Raw genomic sequence first — 23,066 nt, 5'->3', positions numbered from 1 at the left:
TATGGGAAAATTCACTTACAGGGCAAGAGATGACAGAGGTTCTCTGGTGCAGGGCATTATGGAAGCAGAGAACAGGAGCATAGTTTACATGCAACTTGACGGTATGGGTTTGCTCCCTGTATCGGTCGTTGAAGAAAAAAAAGGATCTTTAGACTTACAGGGTTTTTTCATGCGCTATCAGAAGGTCAAATATGATGATCTCATATTCTTTACAAGGCAACTCCAGACTATTGTGAAAGCAGGGATTCCAATTATATCCGGCCTTAAAGCGCTTGAAGAGCAAACTACAAGCCCAAAGCTGAAACAGATTATAGGCAACATTCATCAGGATATTGATAAGGGTACAGGTTTTTCTGATGCTATCGAAAGGCATAAGGGAGTATTCCCTGAAATGTACATCAGCATGGTCAGGGCAGGAGAAATGGGTGGTTTGCTTGAAGATGTCCTGGAAAAGCTTTCAGGTATTCTGGAATTTCAAATGAAGACAAAAGAGATGCTAAAATCTGCCATGCGATATCCGATAATGGTTATAAGCGGCATAGTTGTAGCTTTTTTTGTTATAGTAACATTTGTAATACCCCGTTTTGCCGTTTTATTTAAAAGTTCTAAAGTGGAACTGCCGCTTCCCACAAAAATCATGCTTTCTATCAATACACTGGTTCAATCATACGGTGTATATACTTTCAGCGCTATCGCCGCCATTATTGCTGCCCTGATATTCTATATACAAACTAAAAAGGGTAAATTGGTCTTTGACAAATATAAATTAAAGGTCCCTATTATCGGACAGATTATATTAAAAATATGTATGAGCCGCTTTGCTTATATGTTTGAGAATATGGTAAGGGCAGGCGTACCTGTAATTAGAACTCTCGAAATAGTTGCAAGAACAGTAGGAAATGAGTACATCGCGCAGAAAATCATTGAGATACAGGGTAAGATAGAAAAAGGCAAAGGCATATCAAAACCGTTAAAAGAAAGTAAGATATTCCCCTCACTCGTTATACACCTTGTATCAACCGGTGAGGAGACGGGATCACTCGAAGAGATGCTGCGGGAGGTATCCATACATTATGACAGGGAGGTTACATATTCGATAGGCCGTTTATCCGCATGGATAGAACCAATCATGACTGTTGTTTTGTCTGTCATGATATTATTTTTAGCCCTTGCCGTAATGATGCCCTGGTGGAATATGATGTCAGCGTTGAAAGGGGGATAGATAATGAAAAGCATATTTAATGATCCTAAGAACTTACGATATAGTTTAAATACCATTATACCTTTTGTTGTGTTTCTTACAAGCATTCTCTCGGCCATGGTTGGATATGTAAGTGCAAAACATTTTTCCGGCAGTTATTTTATTTTTATTTATGTTGTTTCTCTGTTTTCTACACTTTGTTCTTTTTTAATTATATCAGCAATCACTCAACCTGTTATAAATCTGGTGAAAAAGGTCGAACACATTGTCAGGTTCGGTGAATTCAGAAAAGAAAAAGGTCAAATGATGGAGGTTTATACCCTCATAGAAAAATTGACGGAACTGGCAAAACAGAAGGACTTTGGCGGAGAAAAAACGCACAGCGATATAAAAAAAGATATTGAGAGGCTCGATTATATTGTCCCGCTGGGTTACATGTCCCTTATGGTCGCCCATGAAGTAAGAAATCCCCTTAACACCATAACTGGTATGAGTGAGCTTTTGAGAGAAAATTTGATTGGGAAACAGGCAACAACATATATTGACGCAATACTTGATTCTGCAAGAAAAATTGATGCTTTTACAAAAGAATTGCTTGATTTTACCGATGATTCGATAGAGCATGAAGAATTTGACATAAATCTGATCGTTAAAGAATCGTTAAATACCCTGCGTGGACAGTTTAACCATATAAAATGTGATTTTGTAACTGATTCTGAAAGTATCATTTTTAGAGGAGATAGAACGAGAATTTTTCAGGCTGTTTATAATCTATTGAAGAACGCCTTTCAGCATGAAGTTGAAGGTGGATACGTAAGAATTGAAATAAAAAATAACAACATCCTTACAATTCTGGTATACAATAAGAGTTCAATCATCAAAACCGAAGACATTGAAGCGATATTTAAACCCTTTTTTTCTAAAAGAAAGGGCGGAAGAGGTCTCGGACTTTTTATAAGCATCAGAAATATAAGGATGCATGGCGGTGATATTAACGTTGAGACAGGTGATGAAGGAACAAAATTCACCATAACTTTGCCAGGCTTTAAATGAACGAACAGATTATCATTATTGAGGATGACGGCGGCGTCAGGTTTTTTCTTGAAGAAGCTTTAAAGGGAGAGGGCTATGCAGTATCGTCCTATGAATCGTACGAAGATGCATACATAAACATTAACAGAAATATTGCTCTTATTATAATGGATATTAAACTTCCAGGGGTTGATGGTTTAACCGCCATCCATGAGATCAAAAAAAAGGTCAATACCCCTATAATTATTATTACAGCCTTTGGAACAAAGAAAAATGCCATGGAAGCAATAGAACGCGGTGCAACCGATTTTTTTATTAAACCTATTGCACTTGATGAACTGAAGATCATGGTAAAAAGAGTCCTGCATAAAAAAGGAATTGAGGAAGCTATTGAGCACACAAAGGAAGAAGAACTTTCCGATACGGAATATTATGGAGTTGTGGGCAAAACTGCCTCCATGAGAGAAATATTCAGGACTGTAGAAAAAATTGCCGAGAAGGACATATCTGTATTAATTACAGGAGAAACAGGTGTTGGAAAAGAAGTAATTGCTCATCTGATCCATAAATTGTCAAAAAGGAAGGGTATGTTTGTTGTTGTGAATTGCGCTTCAATACCCGATAACCTGCTTGAGAGCGAGCTTTTCGGTTATGAGCGTGGGGCTTTTACCGGCGCAGCACAGACGAAACAGGGGAAGTTCGAACTGGCTGACAACGGCACAATTGTACTTGACGAGATCGGGGAGATGAGCCCTTATCTTCAGGCAAAGCTTTTAAGGGTTATCGAAACAAGGGAAATTGAAAGATTGGGAGGGGTAAAGAATCGAAAAATTAATCTGAGAATAATGGCAACTACAAACAAAGTTCTCGAAACAGAAATAAAAAACGGAAAATTCAGGGAAGATCTATTTCACAGGCTTTCGCAGATTCACATAATTATACCGCCGTTACGGGAAAGAAAAGAAGATCTGAACCATTTAATAGACCGTTTTTTGCTTGATGCCTCAAAAGATACAGGAGATTTTATAAAGATTGAACCTGCGGTAAAAAACATACTGGCGGAGCATGAGTGGCCCGGAAATGTAAGAGAGCTTATCAATGTAATAAAGAGATCATCCATAATGTGTGAAAGGGGCATTGTCACTATAGACGATTTACCGCTTTACCTGCGCGGTGACTTTTCGGTTCAGGATATATTTTCATCAGGCAAAACTCTGGATGTGGCAATTTCTGAAGTAGAAAGAAAAATGATAATGGATGCATTAAGCAGGACAAAAGGGCACCAGGGCAAGGCAGCAAAACTTCTTGGCATTACTGAGAGAAGTATGTGGTACAGGGTAAAAAAGTACAATGTGGAAACATTGCCGGAATAAGATTATCAGGGCATACAATTTGCGATAATTTGTGTGTTTTATAAATACAATCCATGTGGGTCCATTCTTGTTTTTGCCGCTTTTATTATCATCCTTAATTTTAATCTCAATACTGGCATTGAGATCAAGGAAGCATTAAATTATCTCCATATTTTGTAGTACAACTACAAAAATTGTGATGTATTTTTGTCGATGATTTTATTTTATTAACATAATGCTGTTGCTGTAGGAAAAACCTACATAAATAACTGCTTCAATTTACTTGATTACTATCTTTGCAAAATAAATTTACTGGTTATTAATGAAAACATCAATTGTGTGGTATAAAAATTGCTTTTAATAGTGCAATATAGAAATCAAAGCATGGAGGTTTTTTAAATGGATGCGATCAAAAACTCAAAAGGTTTTACACTCATCGAACTTGTTATTATCATCATCATACTTGGTATACTTGCTGCAGTTGCAGTCCCGAAGTATATTGATATGAGAAAAAATGCCGCTGACGGTGCGGCTGATGCGTTGCTTGGCACCATGAGAAGCGCTAACAGCATTTTATTCTCAAACAGGTTGCTCAACAACACAACAGGCACTTACACAATGGGAGTTATTGTAAATCAGGTACAGGCTGACGGGGTAACGTTCGGTACGCCGGGGAATACAACTGTAAGCGCAACGGTCGGCGGAAGTACTTATTTATATACGCTGAACCCGACTCCTAATGTACCAACCACTCTCGGCAATATAACAAGGTAGCAAAATGGGATTTGCAGGTAAACATTGCGCAATATGTGCAGATATAAGCAGTATAAACATGATAGAAAAAAACACCATAGAATAAACAGGAGGTGTCAAATAAAAACAATCAGGAACTCAAAAGGTTTTACGCTCATCGAGCTTGTTATCATTATCATCATACTCGGCATCCTTGCTGCAGTAGCAGTCCCTAAGTATATTGATATGAGAAAGAATGCGGCAGATGCGGCGGCTGATGCATTGCTTGGCACCATGAGAAGCGCTAACAGTATTGTATTTTCTAACAGACTGCTTAATAATACAACAGGAGAATATTCAATGTCAGCCATAATTAGTCAAGTACAAGCTGACGGAATAACGTTAGGCACACCGGTAGGCACCACCGTAACCGCAATAATTAGTGGAAGTACTTATATATATTCAGTTAGTCCGACTCCTAATGTACCGACCACCCTTGGCAATATAACAAGAAATTCGCCATGATGAGGGTTACAGAGAACATATTTAAATCTATGTACTAGTATTATGATCGTAAGAGATGTCTAACAATTTTTGAATACAAGGAGGGTCATATCACGCCCTCCTTTCAGATTAATAAAAAACAATTTTTAAAAGGATGTGTGAGTACAAGAATGAATTAAGTTTAGCAGGAATAAATATGGATTGTTTTACATCTTGTGATGCTCTAAAATATAAACAAATAAAAGGCGGGATGTTTGATAAAATTATTAAGAAATAAAAAAGGTTTTACGCTCATCGAATTAATTATCATTATCATCGTCCTCGGGATACTCGCTGCTGTCGCAGTTCCTAAGTACACCGATCTTCATAAACAGGCTGCAAGAGGCGTGGCGCAAGGCTTTCTCGGGGCCGCAAGGGGTGCGAATATAATTCAGTATTCAACCATGTTGATGAATAGCCAGACCGGCTCATACACGTGGAGCAATATTTTAGGCAATATGGACTATCAAGGCATAACCGTAACCGCTCCTGGCGGCAATACCATTACGATCAATGTTTCCGGGTTTGAATTTCAGTTCTCTATGAATCCGCTTCCCAACGTTCCTACAACATATGCAGGCATAACCACTACCGGTGCTAACTGGTAATATTTATTGAAGAATAAAAAAGGGGGATTTCAGTATCCCTTTTTTTGTGAATGATCTTCTGAAAAAATGATCTTTGCCAATATTTTACTCTTTATTATCGTTATAATTTATTTTAATCCTGTTCTGTCTTCAAAAACTATCTTTATAGAAAGGGACTTGTCTGTTTTCTTTATACCTCCTAAAATTCTATGGGTAGAGCTTGCAAAATCCTTTCAGTTCCCATTATGGAATCCCTATAACTATTCGGGCATCCCCCTGCTTGCAACCCTGCAGCCGGGTGTTTTTTACCCGCCTCACATTCTATATCTTTTATTTCCATTCAATATTGTCTGGAACTGGTTGATTATTTTACATTTTTACTTTGCCGGTGTAACTACATGCCTTTTTTTGAGATACTGTAAGGCTTCAAAAACAGCTTCCTTTGCCGGTGGAGTTGTTTTTATGCTCTCAGGCTACCTCATGTCTGTCCATAATCTACTTCCCCATCTCTTTTCGGTATCATGGTTTCCTCTTATTATTATGTTTTTTCTTAAATATTTTGACGATAAGCATAAAAGATATTTAGCATATACGGCAATTTCGCTTACCATGCAGTTCCTTGCCGGAGCGCCTGAGATTGTTATTATGACAATATTTGTATTAATAATCATATCAATCTTTCTCAATTTATTTACAACCGATGAAACCCCTTCGGGTTTCATTAATACAATATGGAAGGGAATAAAAGAAAGGGCAATTGCTATCTCTCTTGTTATATTGCTATTTATGCTTCTTTCTTCAATCCAGTTGTTTCCCTTTTACGAATTAAAAACAAACAGCATACGGGCAAGCGGCTTGAGTTATTTTGAGGCAACAATATGGTCTTTTGCATGGAAGGATTTTATACAATTTTTTTTACCGGATTTTTATGGTTATATGCTGGACACTCAAAAATACTGGCAAAACCAATCATGGTTAAAAACGGTGTACCTTGGCGTTATCCCCTTTGTTTTATCTTCATTTTATTTTGTATCCAGAGACAGAAGGAAATGGATCTTTATAACGCTCATCTTTATATCTTTTTTATTTGCTCTTGGAGGCAATACACTGCTGTACAAACTTTTATATCATATTCCTCCTTTCAGCAGTGTTCGATATCCTGTGAAATTCCTCTTTGTCTTTTTCTTTGTTATTGCAGTTACATCAGGTCTTGGCCTTGATGTTTTCAGAAAAGGTATAGCTGAAAATACAGGGCGGGTAAAAAATGTCGTATATATTTCATTTTATTTCGGATTTATACTGGTCCTTATCTGGGGATATGTTGTCCTTTTCAATGATAATATATATAATTTTCTTGATAAAATTGGGATTAAACCCCCTGCGTATCATGATATTAATTTTAATCTCCATAATGTCAAAAGATTTCTCTTTTTTTCATTTCTCTTTTGTCTCATGTTACTTATATATCTCAGGGTAAAACATAAAAAGATTGTTCTGCAGATACTGCTTATTTTATTAACAACAGACCTATTTCTCGCCAGTTATAGCTTTTATGCCACTATCCCATGGAAAGCATATATGGAAAATCATGATTTTTTAAATAATCTCATAACTTCCAAAAATACCGAACGTTTTTTTGTTACGCCAAAAACAAATGCTGAATTTAATAAATTTCCTCAAGACCGGGGAATTCTGGCTGCAGCATATGCACCGATATTCGGGTTATATGCTGCCAGCGGCTCTGAAGTATTGAGAGTAAAACAAAATGAGATATTCCTAAACACAATGTTTGGCACTGGTACCATTGAAGAGGCGAAAAGGGGACTTGACGCATCCGGCATCCGATATTTAATTGCATCTTATAAAATTAAAGACAATAAATTTAAAACTATTAACAGTATTAAAATTGGCGGGAAAAAGGTGTATCTTTATGAGTATTTGGCGCATACCGACAGGTTTCTCCTTTTTGACAAGATTCATTTTGTAAATAACGAAGCAACAGCCATTGAAAAACTTAAGGATAAAAGTATTGATCTGAAAAAGGAATTAATATTGATAACTGATACTGAAGGCAATAAAAATAATCTTGTTATCAAAGACAGCAAGCCTGTTGATATAAAAAATAATAAAATAACAGTTAGAACTCGAGGACCTGAAATTAAAAATCAAAAAACTAAAAATGAGCATAAAGGTAAAGTAAAACTGGTGTCATATCTGGCTAACACGGTTATCCTGGAATATGAGGCTGATAAGGATATGTTTTTATATGTAAGCGATACATTCTATCCGGGCTGGAAGGCATACATTGACGGCAGACAGACCAGGATATACAGGGCAAACCTTGCTTTCCGGGCAATTGAAGCCCCAAAGGGCAAGCATTCCGTTGTTTTAAAGTATGTACCGCTTTCCTTTTATTCAGGCGCCTTTCTGACAATAATCGGTATAGCTTTATCTGTTTATATTATTAAGAGGCGTAAATGAAAAGCATTATGCTCTTGTGCATTGCCGCATACGCTTCTCTTTTAGGCGGCTATTTATCTCCGGCATATGGAATTCTAATATTTTTTATTCTCACAATTATCCTCTTTTTGTGGTTTTCTCCTTCTATAAAAATAAAAAAAGATGTGCTTGTTGTTTTGATTTTTTCTCTCTATGCAGCAGCATCTGCTTTATGGGCTGAGGATAAATGGGCTTCTATTATGTTTTCGTCTTCCTTGCTATCCGGCGGACTGCTTTATTTAATGCTAAGAAATTATGAGAACTGGGAAGACAGACTGCTTTTTGTTCTCGTTTTTTGCGGTGTTATAAACGCTGCCCTTGGAGCATTTCAGGCAATCCATGATACTCCTAAAGGTTTTTTTTATAATCCGAATACCTATTCCGGTTTTCTTACGCCACTTATCCCTTTATCCATGTATTTATACTGGAAATATAAAAAGACGTCCCTGGTCTGGATTACATCATTTCTGATATTTTCAGATCTAATGTCAACATCACGGGCCGGGATACTTTCTATGTTTTTGTCGCTTCTTGTAGTTTTATATTTTTTATTTAAAAGTAAAGAAAAAAAGGCATTTATCCGTCTAATTTTTGGGGCTTCTGTTGCATTTGCATTTTATCTGATTTTTCCGTATATCCTGGATCTTTTTATGACAGTGCAACATAACGCAATCTCACCTGTAAATGCCACCTTGGAAAAGGGAACCAAAAGTATTGTTCAAAAATACTATCAACATCAGGATACGTTAAAGCTTTTTTTAAAATCACCTTTTTTCGGCCATGGCATAAATTCATATCTCGGCCTTATTAAAACAATAGCCAATCCTTATCTGCAAAGAATGCAAGTCCATACGCACAATATGTTTCTTAACATACTTGTTGAATTAGGCATAATCGGTTTTATATTCTTTGCGTTATTTGTCATAATTGTGTTAAAAAGATCTATATTTTCAACTAATTATTTTTTTAAAGCTGCGCTGTTTGCATATTTATTTCATAACCTTGTTGAGTATAATTTCCCTGCTCCTCCCTTTCAGGTGATATTTTATACCCTCGCTGCTTTAATAGTTACAGAGACGGATAGTACGATTAATTTTATTGAAGTCAAGGCATGGATGAAAAAAGCTGCCAATTATTCAATCCTGATTTTCTTCTTTGCTTTGATAGTTCCACAATATATCGGTTTTTACTATTTAAATAAGGCAAAAAATACTGTTGAAAGTCAGGATATAGACGGGGCTTACAAATATTTGTTTTATGCTTCTTCTTTTAGTTACGCTTCATCAATGGTCCAGGAAAGTATGGCCGATTTCTTAAGTCAGATATATATGTCATCTAAGCAGAAAAGCGAACAATTGTCGCAAGATACGGAAAAGTACTACTTAAAAGCGTTAAATTTAAATAGTGTTAATGGCGAAATATATATCGGCATTGCAAAGTTTTACTTCAATACCGGTAAGCACGAGTTATCAGAAAGATATCTTGTTAAGGCAACGGAGCTATTTCCTTACAATCAGATGTATAAAATTGAAATGGCAAATTTTTACAAAGCAACAGGAAGGTTTGCTGAGTCCGTTAAACTTTTAATGGACGTGGATAAATTTCTTAGCAAATATGCTCCACTCGATCCTCTAAGAATCCTGGCTTGCCTTAAACTTGCAGAATGCTCCAGAGCTGAAGGCAATCTGAAGCTCTATAGGAATTACAGCGAGAAGGCGGAGAGACTAAAGGGGCTTGCTGCAGTAAAACAACAAATCACACCTTAGGCGGCTCTTTCTGCCGGTCGTATCTCGTGAAGCATATCTCGGATCTTAACTACAGTGAATAGTCGTTAGTGAACAGTGAATAGTCAAAAACAAATTCAGATACCCTTGCAAAAACACCTGATTTCTATTTTCTGTCATATTTGTGCAAGCACCATCCAGCAAATTCATAACAATTTTAAAGGGATGTCTTATTATATTATGATTGTGCGTCCGGCAGGTTCTGCTTAAGGTAGAGGGCAAGATCACCGACACTATGAAAGAGAAAATCGGGATGCTCTCTTAAAAGATTATCTTCATCCTCATGACCGGTAGTAACTGCTGCTGCAAGGGACCCTGCCTGTTTTGCAGCGTGTATATCCGATACGGTATCTCCTATTGCAATACATGTCTCCGCTGGAACATCGAGTCTCTTTGCGCATTCAATAATAACATCGGGGGACGGCTTTCTGAATTTTATCTCCTTTGAGGTCACTATGGCACTTATATACCCGTCAAGTCCCAATTTCCTGAATCTGGTCCATTCATCCTCGTTGGATGACATTCTTCCTGTAGCAATACCAATTTTTATACCTTTCTGTTGTAAATGACCAAACAATTCTTCTGTTCCCGGAAAAGCTTTCACTTCTCCAATTTCCGCTTTTTGGAAAAGCTCAAGAATCTCTGTCCTGCACGTTGCGTAGGTATCATCATCTATCGGGTATGGAAATACTTTCTCTAAGATCTGACGCAGGCTTAATCCCTTTGCCAGATAATCGCGCAAAACCTCCTGTGTCGCAGGCGGCACACCAAACTGAGCAATACCTTTATTAAACACCTTTTGATAAACCTCGAATGTATCAACAAGGGTACCATCAATATCGAATATAATGGCTCTTATGTCTTTGTTGTTAAGCCTTTCAGGTCCTTTCATCTCTCTTTTATTCTCCTCCATGCAGTAATCTCCCTTCGCTGATATATCATTTTAAAGGACATCCTGTCCAGCGCTCCTCTGTCCCGTACTCCACTTTTTTATCGCTTATTCCCGATGCCGCCCTTTTTCTCCGATATAATTTGCGGATCAACATTCCCCGGCCCTCCACAATCAGGCGTGTAACAGGTTACATCGCGAAAGGTGCAAGTTTCTTTGCACGAAGGGCATCGATCAAGAGGCGCATCCGCCCCGAAGGTATATCCGCACTTCTCACATTGCCACTGGGTCATTCTGCTCACCTCCTCTTAATGACTCTGTTCTTTGCTGTAGATGCAGCCCACTCAGTGATGCTGCTTTCCATTTAAAACAACAAGAAGTTTTTTAACAGTTTCGGGAGATAATCCTATTCCGGTTAAATTCTTTTCAAGCTCCGGGCCTTTTCCATAACCGCCGATATATCCGTTGATGCGGGCCGCAGCGGTGGATGCCACAAAATCAGCATCTTCCGGATAAATATCCTTAAAGAAACGCATCAACTCCGTACTGTTCCTGAGATAATATTTCTGGTGGTAATCCTCCGCAGGGTAAAACCCATTCTCCGGGACAATCTCCGTATATATTTTCTGTTTTAATTTCTCTTCAAGCCTTGTCTTTGTTTCAAAAGCAAGCCTTTTCTGCTCATCATTACGGTAAAAGACAATGGACTTGTACTGCTTTGACCAGGATCGCGCAAATGGGTCATGGTTGGCCCAGAAGATTTCCAGGAGTTCTTCATAAGAAACCTTATTGTAATCATAATAAATACGTATTGTCTCGGTGTGGTCTCCAAGGCTGTGGTAGGAAGGATTTATCTTTGTTCCTCCTGCATATCCGACTTGAGTACGGAGAACACCGCTATTATGCCCGAACCGGGCATCAGGACCCCAGAATCACCCCATACCGAATATTGCCGTCTCCTGCCCCGCAGGCATCGGTATCTCTGTATTGAGAGGCAGAACGTTGCGTCCAGGACTTCCCATTTCTGATGTCATATCGTTGTTCTCCTTTTTAGTATTTACACATTTATTTTCGGTTCTCGATGCGCTGCAAGCAGCAAGGAGGAAGATCCCGCAAACAACTGCCAGAACCCTTATAATTGACATCTTGTATTCATCAAGATGAAAATATAATATCATTGAATCATTATAAGCACATTTTTTGTTGAGTCAAGGGCAGTAAAGCGGGCAAGGAAAACTTGGTTGCGTTGACATCCTGTTCCTGATCAAGTAGAATTAACCTATACTTCAGCAGCCAGGACTTAATACATTAGGGGTGAGATCACATTTATTAAAATAATTCATGGAGACTAAATTGGAATATCAGCTTTATGCAACTTGCCCCGATGAACTAACGGGCCTTTTAGCAAAAGAAATAGCTTTAATTGGCGGAACCGGCATACAGATTGCCTATCGGGTCGTTTACTTTTCTGCTTCGAAGGAAGTCGCTTACAAGGCTCACTTACACTCACGCCTGGCAAGCCGAATTTGCCGGGTTTTAAAAGAAATCCCGGCCCAATCTCCTACCATTATCTTTGACAAAGCTAAGAGGATTCGCTTTGACGAACTCTTTTCACACAAACATCCAATCAGTATCAATGTGTTCGCTTCCAACGACGAGGGCAATATCCCCAATCATTTGATCGGCAGCAAAATACGCGAAGCAATCAACGATTGTTTTCAACATCATCTGAAAATCACACCCAACCAAAGTTCCCGGGACGCCGTTATCGGGATCACAGGTTATTTACACAACAAACGCCTTATGGTCAGCGTCGATACCTCTCTTGAGAGCCTTCATAAGCGGGGATACCGGGTTGATGGCCACCCGGCTCCCTTGAAGGAAACGCTGGCCGCGGCACTTCTCGCGGCCTGTGAATACGACGGGACCATGAGTTTCTTTGATCCCATGTGCGGCAGCGGCACGATCGTCGTCGAAGCCGCGCAGATTGCAATCAATCGGGCTCCGTTGATACACAGGAAGAAAGGTGGGTTTGGCTTTGAATATCTGCTTGATTTTGATTCAGGACTTTGGGAGAACATTCAGAGTCAGGCACGTGCGTCTGAAAAGCCCGCAAATGTGGGAATATTTGCTTCTGATATCGAGCATCAATTTGTCGAGATCGCCAAAAAAACCGTCACCAATGCACAATTAAATAAAATTGTTCAGTTTGAAACAAAAGACTTCTTTAACACAGAAAAACCGGCTGAACACGGACTCCTGATTGCCAATATTCCTTATGGCGTGAGAATGACGGAAAAAGATGTTAGTGCGGATTTTTTGCGCGCCATCGGCGACCACCTAAAAAATTACTTTAAGGGTTGGCGCTGCGGGATTCTCGCGCCCGTATCATCACCTTTGAATGAAATAGGATTGAAACCTCAAAAGAAAGCATCGTTTTTGAATGGCGCCGTTCCCGTCAAGCTTGTCGTTTTTGATATTTATTAATTTATTCGTACACTGTAGGTATAGGCATCAGCCATCAAATGGTGTGTCATGGCTACACAATGCGTTTTTTGCCTAAGGTACTTGGCTTCGCAGTTTCTGCCTGAAAGAGAGTTTTTGATTTCAGCACTTCATATGCTCGGTTACAAATGGCATTTAATGAATTGGTAAAAAGTTTTTGGTTGCAAAATATTTGCAGGATTAGGTAAATAAATAAGAGGTGTAAAGTTAAGAGCTAAAACAGATAAGTTGAGAAACCCTCGCTTCCACCCGTCCTTTGATTTTTTATCTTCCCCCATTTTCACAGACACACCATTAAACTGCCATATGTTTCCTCTTATTATGATTGACAAAAATCATTCGGTGGATTAGAGTTGAAATAATTTTTGAACCGAATCTATAGACGCTGAGAGAACATGCATGTCTTCTTACTCCGGAACGGTTGTTTGACGCAGCAATGATCATTGCGAGGTGCAGATTTTGACTATGTTCAAGAGTATGGGTCTTCGTGCCAAGATGATATACGGCGGTATCGCCGCCGTAGTAATACCTTTTATCCTTGCCGGAGTCGTGACATATACTCAATTGTCCCGCTCCCTCGATCGCCTGTCCGAAGAAAAAGCAAAGCAGATTGCCGTTGATTTGTCCGGTCTTGCGCAGAGCGCGCTCAGTAGGGAGTTCAATTTCGTTTCCGCCGTCGCTCGTGATGCGGAAATAAGAGCGGCAGCGGCTTCGGGCAACTACCGCTTTATCCAGAAGAGATTGGAGGATGTCTTTCACCTGAGCGGAGCACATCAAGGTTCGCTCTTTGTAACAGACATGAACGGCATTGTCCGGGCTGATGCCGACGATGTGAAGCGTGCCGGCCTTGATCTTTCCGACCGTCCGTATTTTCTTACTGCAAAGGCCGGCAAGGCCAATATAAGTATTCCTTTAGTAGCCAACAGGGCAACGGGGGATATGGGCATTGCTCTGTGCGCACCCATCGTCTCGGAAAAGCATGGCTTTGTGGGAGCCGCAGTTGTCTTCCAGCACATCAAATTCATACTCGACCCTATAAACGCCGTGAAGCTGGGCGAAACAGGGTACGCTTACCTTGTTGATGCCAAAAAACCGATCATTATCCATCCCGACAAAGACTTCCGTTTCAAGACTAAAGAAGAACCGGGGCTGATAACATGATTATTCTGGTCGGCCTCATCTTTCTTGCCATTACCGTGGTCAGCATTGTTATTCTATCGCAGAAAATAAGCACTCCGGCTCAGAGGGCCATCGAAACCCTCAAACAGGTGACGCTCCATTCAGGAGAAATGGTCACCATGATAGGACATGACAAGAGAATCGAGTTTGTCAATCTCGCCATGGAAAAATTGATGCAACGGCCTTCCGGGGAAATCATAGGCACACAGCCCCTCTTAGCAAATGTCAATGATACTCCAGAGGAAGAGATCTGGCGTTGCCTTGACTCGCACAATATGTGGACAGGCCGTCTCAAAATCAATAAAGACGCCTCTGGATCGGCTATACTGGAAACGATTATCATTCCACTTCAGGACAGGAAGGGGCATATTTTCAACTATCTTGAGATCTGCCGGGATATAACCCATGAACTGACGGTGGAATCAAGACTTCGTCAAGCCCAGAAGATCGAGGCCATAGGAACACTGGCCGGGGGTATTGCACATGATTTCAATAACATTCTAAGCGGGATCTTCGGATATGCCGAACTGGCATTGATCGAAGAAAACGATCCGGCCAGGGCAAAAAGGTATGTTTCAGAAGTGCTGAAGGCAGCGGAAAGAGCCCGGGGCCTGGTCAAACAAATTCTTACTTTCAGCAGGCAAACGGAACTGGAACTCAAGGAGATTATGCCAAAATATATCATCAATGAAGCAATAAAACTTCTCAGAGCATCAATCCCCTCCACTATCGAATTGCTGACCAATCTGAAAAGCACCGCTGTTATCATTGCTGACCCGACACAGATTCACCAACTCATCGTCAACCTTTGTACCAACGCTGCCTATGCTATGAAGGACACTAAAGGTGTGATTGATATAACCCTTGAAGATATGGATGTGGATGAAACATTCGCAAAGCTTCATCCTGATATTCATCCGGGGAAATATGTCCTTCTCAGGGTGTCAGACACAGGGTGCGGCATAAAGCCGGAAATAATTGACCACATTTTTGATCCATTCTTTACAACAAAACCGAAAGGGGATGGGACAGGATTAGGTCTTTCCCTCATCCACGGTATTGTAAGGAAAATAAGCGGTACCATCATCATAACCAGTGAAGTCAATAGAGGCTCAACCTTTGATATTATTATGCCCGTTGTCTCGTTAGAAATGAAGCTTGCCGACAATGATGCATCAGACAATCTCCCCCATGGAAGCGAAAGAATAATGCTTGTCGATGATGAGAAACAAATAGCCAGCGCCTTTTTGGACATACTCACCATCCTCGAATACAAAGTCACAATCTTCACAGACAGCCTGCTGGCACTGGAAACGTTACGAAGCCATTCCGCCGACTTCGACCTCCTTATAACCGATTATACCATGCCGAACCTTACAGGTATTGAGATTGCAGAAAAGATGGAGGAGAGTAACATTAACATTCCCGTAATTCTCTGTTCGGGTTATGTCCATCAAGACATCGAAGAGGCGTCGCGCAAGGCCGGTATCAGGGAAATACTAAGGAAGCCAATAAAACCTACAGAGATGGCTGCCGCCATTCGCCGGGTTTTGGAAAGATCATGATACCGGCTGGCTGATAATGGAACAATTCGGCTGCATACCAATCTTTTCTGTTCTTATTGTTGTGTGCACAAGGTTTTGCTTCAATTTGCCGGCAAACATTATGATGAAAGAAAGTTTTCCAACAGGCTGTTGACATTTGAATTCCTAATGAGAGATAACTATTGTAAGGTTAATGATAACAATGATTTGCTAACTATCGGCTCCACCGGATTGGAGTCATATGCGACTCCTCCCGGTGAGTCGTATGTTGCTATCTTTCGTTCCGTAATACCCGGCTGTGAATTAAAAACCACATACTAACTTCGTAGGTGTTAAAAAGACTCACCCCGATAAGAACTTAACAGCCGCATTTCTTTAGGTAATCCTTGCTCTCAGGATTTTCTCTACCCTTCTCATCAGGTCAACTGCAAACTCTTACCATTTTGGGTAAGGGCTTGTAGTTGCAGTCGCCGAAAACGCGCATGTTACACCGATACCGACGGCTTCTTGGTTGCTATGTTATCCGGTACAGTTGCCGGGGCTTTCTGAAACTGCTCTTCCATGAAAGATACTAAAACCCGCAGTTCATCAAGGAATGTCTGAAGTTCAGGTTTCGCATACATCCCGGTCTTTTTCTCAAAATATGATTTTGCATTTTGTAAGACGGCAACCTTCTTTTTAATGGGTATGGGTCTTGATGTTGATTTAGGTTTGGCTTTTTTGTATGCGGTAAGCATCTTTTCTAATTTTGCATTGGTTACAGGCGTCTCCATTATTTCATCAAATATGGTAAAAAAGTCAGGACTTCCGATGTTCGCGGCAAAGAGATATCCCTGCGAAACAGGCAGTGTTCCATTCGAAATTACCTCCTGAATTTTAGGAACCAGTTTTAAAAGTGATATCACGTTAAGCATCGTCCTTGTTGACTTTCCAGCGATTTTGCTTATGACGGAAACTGTTTCCGTCATAGTCTCCGATACCTTTTCTGGTTTCAGGTTGTAATTCATTAGCTCGTTAATTACCCCATCCAAATTGTACCCTTTGTCAGGATATTTTGCCTGAATATATGCAAGTATGCCTTTGGCCTGATCTATAGGATTTAAGTCTTCCCGTTGGAGATTTTCTGTCAATTGGATGGCCAGTATTTCATCCTTTTGAGTAACGGCATTAACTACCCTTGCCGGAATAGTTTCCAATCCCAGTTTTTGCGCTGCCAGATATCGTCTTTCCCCACAGAGCAAAAGATATCTGTCATCTCTTTGCGTTACAAGTACAGGCTCTAATACACCCTTGTCTTTAATTGACAACATAAGAGCTTTAAAGGACTCGCTTGTTGTGTCAATACCTGTGCGAACCTGTTCTTCCACGATAATACTTCCCAGAGGCAGGTACAAAAATTCCGGACTTTCTACTGTTTTCTTTGTTGCCATTTTTTACTCCCCCTTAGTTTAATGTTTTTATGTACAAGATATTACACATTCAAAAAAATAAAATCAAACAAATCATGATGATATAGATAAAGCCGTACTTATCCATCAACAGATAACAGCAGATGAGTATTTCTTCCATACCGCTGCCCACTCAAATAAAAAACCCTAAGAAAATAAAATGCACTGATTAGGTTTCATTACGGATTAACCTTAGCAAAGCGCGCAAGAGGCAATAAACCCAATAATTTCAATGACATCACATTTAAACAACAGAAAAATGAAATAAAATTGGACAAAACAGGGATCAATCGGTTAGATAAAACTTCATTTTTGAACAAATATAGATTAAAACAAAGCTATTGCACCATGAGAATTAACATTTCAAAAACTCAGGAGGTTTCACATGCCCATAGAAGGATTTGAACCGTACAGACAGGAAGATATTGAAAGATACAACAAGTACAGGTATTGGCTGGGTCTTACATGGGGAGATATGTTCGACAAAGCTACCGATATCTACCCTCAAAAAGAATGTCTCGCAGACGATAATGCGAGTTTTACCTATGAGCAACTGCGCGAAAAGGTAGATCGTCTTGCAGTGAGCTTTATAGAGTTGGGGATAGCTCAACGGGATTTTGTCTTGCTTCAGATTCCAAACTGGCATGAGTATATAATCACTTTTTACGCGCTGCAAAAAATAGGGGCAATAACAGTCCTTCTCATTGCACGCCATGGTCTTGCAGAAATCAAGCATATTTGCAGCCTGACACATCCCGTAGCATGGATCGGTCCCGAACAGTACAAAAAAATCGATTTTCTGCCCATCATACAGCAGGTAATGGAGGAAAATAAAGAACTCAAGCATCTCATATCGGTGAGGGCACAGGAAAACAAGGCCTTTATACCGCTGGAGAAACTGATTGATGAAGGAAAGTTGACGTCCTCATCCCTTGCAGGGCTTGCAGCCAGACGCCCTGATCCTATGGAAGTTTCGATGATACTTCTTACAGGCGGTACAACGGGCTTGCCCAAAGCCGTTCCAAGGACACACAATGACTACATTGCAAGCGTTGAGTATCATTCAAGGGCCTGGGAGATAACAAGTAATGACGTTGTGCTGACCGCTGCTCCTGTCAGCCACGCACAAGCTATGCATAACGGTGTGGGAGGAGCCTTTTTTAACTTTGCAAAATATGTGCTCACCGATTCAACAGAGGCTCAGGATATCTGCAGTGTTATAGAACGGGAAAAGGTAACGGCATTCCCCACTGTGCCTGCTCTTGTTCAGAGAATGTTAACCCTTGATAATTTAAAACAATACGATCTCAGCTCTCTTAAGAAAATTTATGCAGGCGGCGCTCCCAGTACCCCGGAACTGGTAAGGAGCATTTATGATAAACTTAACTGTAAATTTGTAAATGCCTTCGGTTCCGCAGAAGGCTCCGGCTCCATGACACGTCTCGACGCAGACATAGAGACAATTTGTACCACTGTAGGCAAAATAGACTGCCCTTATGCGCGATTCAGGATCGTTGATCAGAACGGACAGGAAGTCCCGCCTGATCATGAAGGAGAACTTACCACAAAGGGCCCGAATATTTTTACCGGTTACTTTAAATCCCATGAAGATAACTTGTTAACATTTACTGAGGACGGGTTCTTCAAAACCGGTGATCTTGCAAAGATTGACCAATCCGGCACTATCATGATTACAGGCAGAATCAAAGAAACCATCCTGCGCGGCGGAGAAACGATAAGCGCGGTAGGTATCGAGCGATTGATCAGCTCCCATCCCGCCGTTGCTGATGTTGCCGTCATTGGCATGCCTGACAAGACATTGGGTGAACGTATATGCGCCTACATACAGCTCAAAGAAGGGGCAGCCCTTTCCTTTGAGGAACTCATTGCCTATCTGAGAGGCTCCGGGGCATCAGTTATGCAATTACCGGAACGGGTCGAATTCATTGAAAAGATCCCCCTTACAAATATCGGAAAGGCCGACAAAAAGGCTCTGAAGGAAGACATCGGAAAAAAACTTGGCGTGAATGGAATATGAAAAGGTAGATTCGACTTCCAAGTGCATTGCCTAAAGGAGAATTTTTGTTAAGGACTAACTGAGGGCAAATGTATTATTTGGGTTTATATATCTCAAAAGGTGCGGATGTCAAAAGTAGTAAGCTATAATAAAACATGTAACAAACATAAAGTAGGGGCGATATGCGGTTTGATAGGGGTTTAAGATTTTGCATCGGAAATATTATTGGCGGCATTATTTTAATGCTGTTTCCTCTGCTTCTTTCAGGTGCGACACTAACGCCTTTTGTACCGGACGACCCTTTTTTCCTGTACAACGAAAAAGACGATACATATAAGTACTTCCCGGGGCAGTGGTATTTGCAAAACACAGCACCCTCGGAGATAACCGTGTATATCAAATCACTGGAAAGAAATGAAACCATGAAAAATTCCCTTGTGGATGCAAATCTAAAAGGTGCATGGAATCTGGGATATACGGGAAAGGGGGTTGTAATAGGGATAATTGACGACGGTGTAGAAGGAACACAAGAAGATCTTAAGGATAATTACAGCACCAAATTGAGCCGCTCGTTTTTGAACGGTAATATATCGGAGACACAGGGACCGGTGCTCCTGAAAGATAACCACGGCACCTCTGTCGCGGGAGTGGCCGCTGCCAGGGGGGGTAACAAGATCGGCGGTACCGGGGCTGCTCCATACGCCACTATCGCGGGGATGCGTCTTTTGAGCGGTGACCAGACAGATGAGGATGAATTTAATGCCTATATATGGGGGAGCGGGGTAACGTTCGATAAGAATACAGGAAAGTTTACAATGAAGACCAAACCTGAAATAGCCATTAAAAACCACAGTTACGGAGCAAAAGCACCCTTTGTCAGCGAGGAAAGCATAGTTTTGCAGTCTCTGGCCAAGACGGCGGCCAACGGGGTAATCCATGTATTTTCCGCAGGCAATGACAGGGGTAAAGCAAATGAGGATACAAACAAAACTATAGCAAACAGTTACAGGGATGTCATTAATGTAGCAGCCCTGGGCAGCGACGGCAAGTATACCGATTACAGCAGTTATGGAGCAAGCGTTTTTGTTACGGCCCCTTCAAACCGTAGCGATTATAAAGGATTCGGTGTTACCACCACAGACCGCACCGGTGATGATTACGGGTACAATAAGTATTCCGACTCAAACAAACAGGGTGATTATGATGATACTTTTCCTAATACCAATTACACGGCCACATTCGGTGGTACATCCTCATCGGCGCCTCTCGTCTCCGGCATACTGGCATTAGGGAAAGAGGCAAACCCCGCTATGGATGTTCGTATTGCCAAACATGTCCTTGTTTTGACAAGTACCAAAGTCGACTCCACTGATACGGGATGGGTTAAAAACGGGGGAGGCAACTGGTTTAATCCTAATTACGGTTTCGGCAACATCGATGCCGGCAAGTTTGTAGAGACCGTGAAAAAAGTCACCTATGTGACCCCTCAGACATCTTATGCCACGGGGACCAAGACAGTAAATGAATCTATTGCAAAAATCAGCACCTCCGGTGTCGGCGGGACAAGTAAGTCCTTTACCCTGACTACAACAGAGTTGACCGCCTCCTTGAGGCAGCCTCTTGAGGGTGTAGAGGTTGATCTCAATTTTACCCATTCAAAGCGTGGTGACCTGACGGCCAGTGTCACATCCCCATACACAACAAAAAGCTGCCTTTTTTATTCCACATCCAGCCTTGCCTCCGACAAGCAGGATACCACAAGTGTTACAAACTTTAGCTGGACATTCCTTACCAATGCCTTCTGGGGAGAGGACCCGCTTGGCGGAACAGACAAGACAAGCGGCACATGGACCATCAACATGGGCGATACCGTAAACAATAACGTGGGCACATGGAAAAGTTACGGAGTTACCTTGCTTATGGGCAAGATAGTCTTAAGCACCGGGGGTGCCACAACACAGACAGATAATATCAAGGCCAAATCCATGACATTACAAAACTCCGGCGATATCTTTAAGAATCAAACGAATACAACCCTTGAGGTGAGCGAAAAGATCCGAGTTACAAGCGGAGAATTGAATGTCAATGGTAAAGTTAAGATGTCTACCAGGGATTCAGACGACGAAGATCCCGAAGATGGGCTTTTATACCTTGATGGCGGCATTGTCTCCGGTACCGGTGAAATTATTGCCCCTTATGGCTTCTACCATTCGTCAGGTACGATAAAACCGGGTAACTCCATCGGTACCATTACCATAACCGGCGACTATTATCAGGACACTCAAGGAAAGCTCTTAATCGAGATAGCCTCCCCGACAAGCAACGATCTCCTTGCCATAAACGGCGCTGCTGACTTGAAAGGCATCCTCGAGACCTCATGGACAGGGGGCTATATCCCGGCAATAAAGACGAAGTTCGGCACTATCCTTACCGCCTCATCAGGGGTAACAGGACAGTTCACTTCCCTTCTCACCAATATTACCCCCACAGTAATGTTCAAGCCCAAGTATGATATCCCGAACCAGATATATCTCATGGTGGAAAGAGATTACATCAATCAGAACCTTCTCTCTTACCTTACCGTGAACCAGAGGGCAATGGGTTCTATGCTCAACTCCGTAGGAAATACGGCAACAGGTGATCTCGATACTGTTTTAACCGTCCTCGATGCTCTTCCTGCTTACAGCCAGGCAGCATATGCCTTAGATCAGCTTGCCCCGAAAGGCTCTGAAGCACAATACGGCATGGGTATTGCTGCTGCCGGGTTCCAGAGCAGCAACATCTCCGATCGTTTAAGCGATCTGAGATATGGCATGCAGGGGATAAGCGTAAGCGGGTTATCCTTGAGACAGGGAACAAAACCTATCCTCCTTGCCGGTGCAGGCTCCGATCTCACAGGCATGATCCCTTCAGGTATGAATGACCGCTGGGGTTTATTTATAAAGGGAGATGCTGTTGCAGGAGACCAGAAGGATACCTCCGATTACTTAGGATACAACTTTACCACTGCAGGTATTACCATGGGAAGCGATTACCGTTTTACAAAGAACTTCATTGCCGGTGTTATGCTGGGTATGAGCAACTCACAAGGGAATGTAGACAATAACGGCAGTAAGGTGAAAATAGACAGTTATGCCTTCGGCGCCTACGGTACCTACTACCGGAAGGAGTTCTTCATAGACGGCCAGATAAGTTACGGTCTTTCAAACTACGATAATACCCGCAGGATCGTCTTTCCCGGTCTTGACCGCACTGCTTTTTCACGTCCCCGGGGTAATCAATTCAACGCCTATGGAGGTATGGGACATGAGTTCAAAGTAAAGCAATGGATGATCACCCCCACCATGTCCCTCCAGTATATCAAACTTGGCATAGACGGCTATACCGAGCGGGGGGCAGGCGCTATAAGTCTTGATGTGGATAAACAGAACATCGAATCCATCCAGGGAAATATTGGGGCTAAATTATCCTATGCCTGGCAGACAGATAATGCACTTGTTATACCCGGTATCCGCGCTTCCTACGGATATGAGTTTGCACGGGATAGCCAGAGCGTAACGGGACAACTGGCACAGGGAAGTTCTCCCTTCAGTGTTGCGACAGCATCCCCGGACAGAAGCTCCCTCTCTCTCGGGGCAGGTATTACCGTAGTAACAAAGAATGCCCTTTCCCTCTCAGTCAACTATGGTGCGCAGATCGGTGAGAGCAAGTATGTTGCACAAAGTGTCAATGCAGGTGTAAGGATAGAGTTTTA

General features: G+C 41.4%; 16 protein-coding genes and 4 pseudogenes. 13 read left to right on the top strand and 7 right to left on the bottom strand.

Going from position 1 to position 23,066, the window contains the following annotated elements; genetic code table 11:
- Nucleotide 1 precedes the first annotated feature (1 nt).
- The 6 genes and pseudogenes from NT178_02775 (at nt 2) to NT178_02750 (ending at nt 5,183) form a co-directional block, all read left to right on the top strand.
- Entirely contained in the window at nt 2-1,222 is a 1,221-nt protein-coding gene (locus NT178_02775; GenBank protein MCX5811451.1) for a type II secretion system F family protein, read from the top strand.
- A gap of 3 nt (nt 1,223-1,225) precedes the next feature.
- Nucleotides 1,226-2,254, top strand: coding sequence for a HAMP domain-containing sensor histidine kinase (locus NT178_02770; GenBank protein MCX5811450.1), 1,029 nt, complete (start codon nt 1,226-1,228; stop codon nt 2,252-2,254).
- Complete coding sequence (locus NT178_02765) at nt 2,251-3,606, top strand: sigma-54 dependent transcriptional regulator (protein ID MCX5811449.1); 1,356 nt, start codon at nt 2,251-2,253, stop codon at nt 3,604-3,606. Before NT178_02770 ends, NT178_02765 begins: the two co-directional genes overlap by 4 nt.
- Before the next feature lie 378 nt (nt 3,607-3,984).
- Nucleotides 3,985-4,089: pseudogene (locus tag NT178_02760) on the top strand (prepilin-type N-terminal cleavage/methylation domain-containing protein).
- A gap of 369 nt (nt 4,090-4,458) precedes the next feature.
- Nucleotides 4,459-4,563 (top strand): annotated as a pseudogene (locus tag NT178_02755) (prepilin-type N-terminal cleavage/methylation domain-containing protein).
- A 515-nt stretch (nt 4,564-5,078) separates the two neighbouring features.
- Nucleotides 5,079-5,183 (top strand): annotated as a pseudogene (locus tag NT178_02750) (prepilin-type N-terminal cleavage/methylation domain-containing protein).
- Nucleotides 5,184-5,646: 463 nt separating this feature from the next.
- Here the strand turns inward: NT178_02750 and NT178_02745 are convergent.
- Nucleotides 5,647-5,787 (bottom strand): hypothetical protein, encoded by a 141-nt coding sequence (locus tag NT178_02745; protein MCX5811448.1) that lies wholly within the window; start codon nt 5,785-5,787, stop codon nt 5,647-5,649.
- Nucleotides 5,788-5,807: 20 nt separating this feature from the next.
- Here NT178_02745 and NT178_02740 point away from each other — a divergent pair, with 20 nt between their 5' ends.
- Both NT178_02740 and NT178_02735 read left to right on the top strand, forming a co-directional pair.
- The gene (locus NT178_02740; protein MCX5811447.1) at nt 5,808-7,928 is read left to right on the top strand and encodes a YfhO family protein; all 2,121 of its coding nucleotides are present in this window, start codon (nt 5,808-5,810) and stop codon (nt 7,926-7,928) included.
- The gene (locus NT178_02735; protein MCX5811446.1) at nt 7,925-9,712 is read left to right on the top strand and encodes an O-antigen ligase family protein; all 1,788 of its coding nucleotides are present in this window, start codon (nt 7,925-7,927) and stop codon (nt 9,710-9,712) included. The genes NT178_02740 and NT178_02735 overlap by 4 nt, the downstream gene beginning before the upstream one ends.
- A gap of 196 nt (nt 9,713-9,908) precedes the next feature.
- Here the strand turns inward: NT178_02735 and NT178_02730 are convergent, their stop codons facing one another.
- From NT178_02730 to NT178_02710, 5 genes and pseudogenes are all read right to left on the bottom strand, one after another.
- Complete coding sequence (locus NT178_02730; GenBank protein ID MCX5811445.1) at nt 9,909-10,643, bottom strand: HAD family hydrolase; 735 nt, start codon at nt 10,641-10,643, stop codon at nt 9,909-9,911.
- A gap of 77 nt (nt 10,644-10,720) precedes the next feature.
- A complete protein-coding gene (locus tag NT178_02725) occupies nt 10,721-10,912 on the bottom strand; it encodes a hypothetical protein (protein ID MCX5811444.1) in 192 nt (63 codons plus the stop codon).
- A gap of 51 nt (nt 10,913-10,963) precedes the next feature.
- Nucleotides 10,964-11,155: a hypothetical protein gene (locus tag NT178_02720; protein ID MCX5811443.1), complete on the bottom strand. Its 192-nt coding sequence runs from the start codon at nt 11,153-11,155 to the stop codon at nt 10,964-10,966.
- A 15-nt stretch (nt 11,156-11,170) separates the two neighbouring features.
- Nucleotides 11,171-11,536, bottom strand: a pseudogene (locus NT178_02715) (peptide-methionine (S)-S-oxide reductase).
- Nucleotides 11,537-11,551: 15 nt separating this feature from the next.
- Entirely contained in the window at nt 11,552-11,797 is a 246-nt protein-coding gene (locus NT178_02710) for a hypothetical protein (protein ID MCX5811442.1), read from the bottom strand.
- 175 nt (nt 11,798-11,972) lie between these two features.
- Here NT178_02710 and NT178_02705 point away from each other — a divergent pair, with 175 nt between their 5' ends.
- From NT178_02705 to NT178_02695, 3 genes are all read left to right on the top strand, one after another.
- Nucleotides 11,973-13,106 carry a hypothetical protein gene (locus tag NT178_02705; protein MCX5811441.1) on the top strand — a complete coding sequence of 378 codons (1,134 nt, stop codon included), beginning with the start codon at nt 11,973-11,975 and terminating at the stop codon, nt 13,104-13,106.
- 477 nt (nt 13,107-13,583) lie between these two features.
- Entirely contained in the window at nt 13,584-14,285 is a 702-nt protein-coding gene (locus tag NT178_02700; GenBank protein ID MCX5811440.1) for a hypothetical protein, read from the top strand.
- Nucleotides 14,282-15,868 (top strand): ATP-binding protein, encoded by a 1,587-nt coding sequence (locus NT178_02695; GenBank protein MCX5811439.1) that lies wholly within the window; start codon nt 14,282-14,284, stop codon nt 15,866-15,868. The genes NT178_02700 and NT178_02695 overlap by 4 nt, the downstream gene beginning before the upstream one ends.
- Nucleotides 15,869-16,332: 464 nt before the next feature.
- Here the strand turns inward: NT178_02695 and NT178_02690 are convergent, their stop codons facing one another.
- A complete protein-coding gene (locus tag NT178_02690; GenBank protein MCX5811438.1) occupies nt 16,333-17,277 on the bottom strand; it encodes a ParB/RepB/Spo0J family partition protein in 945 nt (314 codons plus the stop codon).
- 403 nt (nt 17,278-17,680) lie between these two features.
- On the opposite strand from NT178_02690, the gene NT178_02685 reads away from it, so the two are divergent.
- The gene (locus tag NT178_02685; protein MCX5811437.1) at nt 17,681-19,333 is read left to right on the top strand and encodes an AMP-binding protein; all 1,653 of its coding nucleotides are present in this window, start codon (nt 17,681-17,683) and stop codon (nt 19,331-19,333) included.
- Between the two features lie 161 nt (nt 19,334-19,494).
- A partial coding sequence (locus NT178_02680; GenBank protein ID MCX5811436.1) for an autotransporter domain-containing protein occupies nt 19,495-23,066 on the top strand: 3,572 nt, incomplete at its 3' end.

The organism is Pseudomonadota bacterium (assembly GCA_026388255.1).
Classification (GTDB): domain Bacteria; phylum Desulfobacterota; class Syntrophorhabdia; order Syntrophorhabdales; family Syntrophorhabdaceae; genus JAPLKB01.
This window is presented reverse-complemented; position numbering and strand designations above follow the sequence as displayed.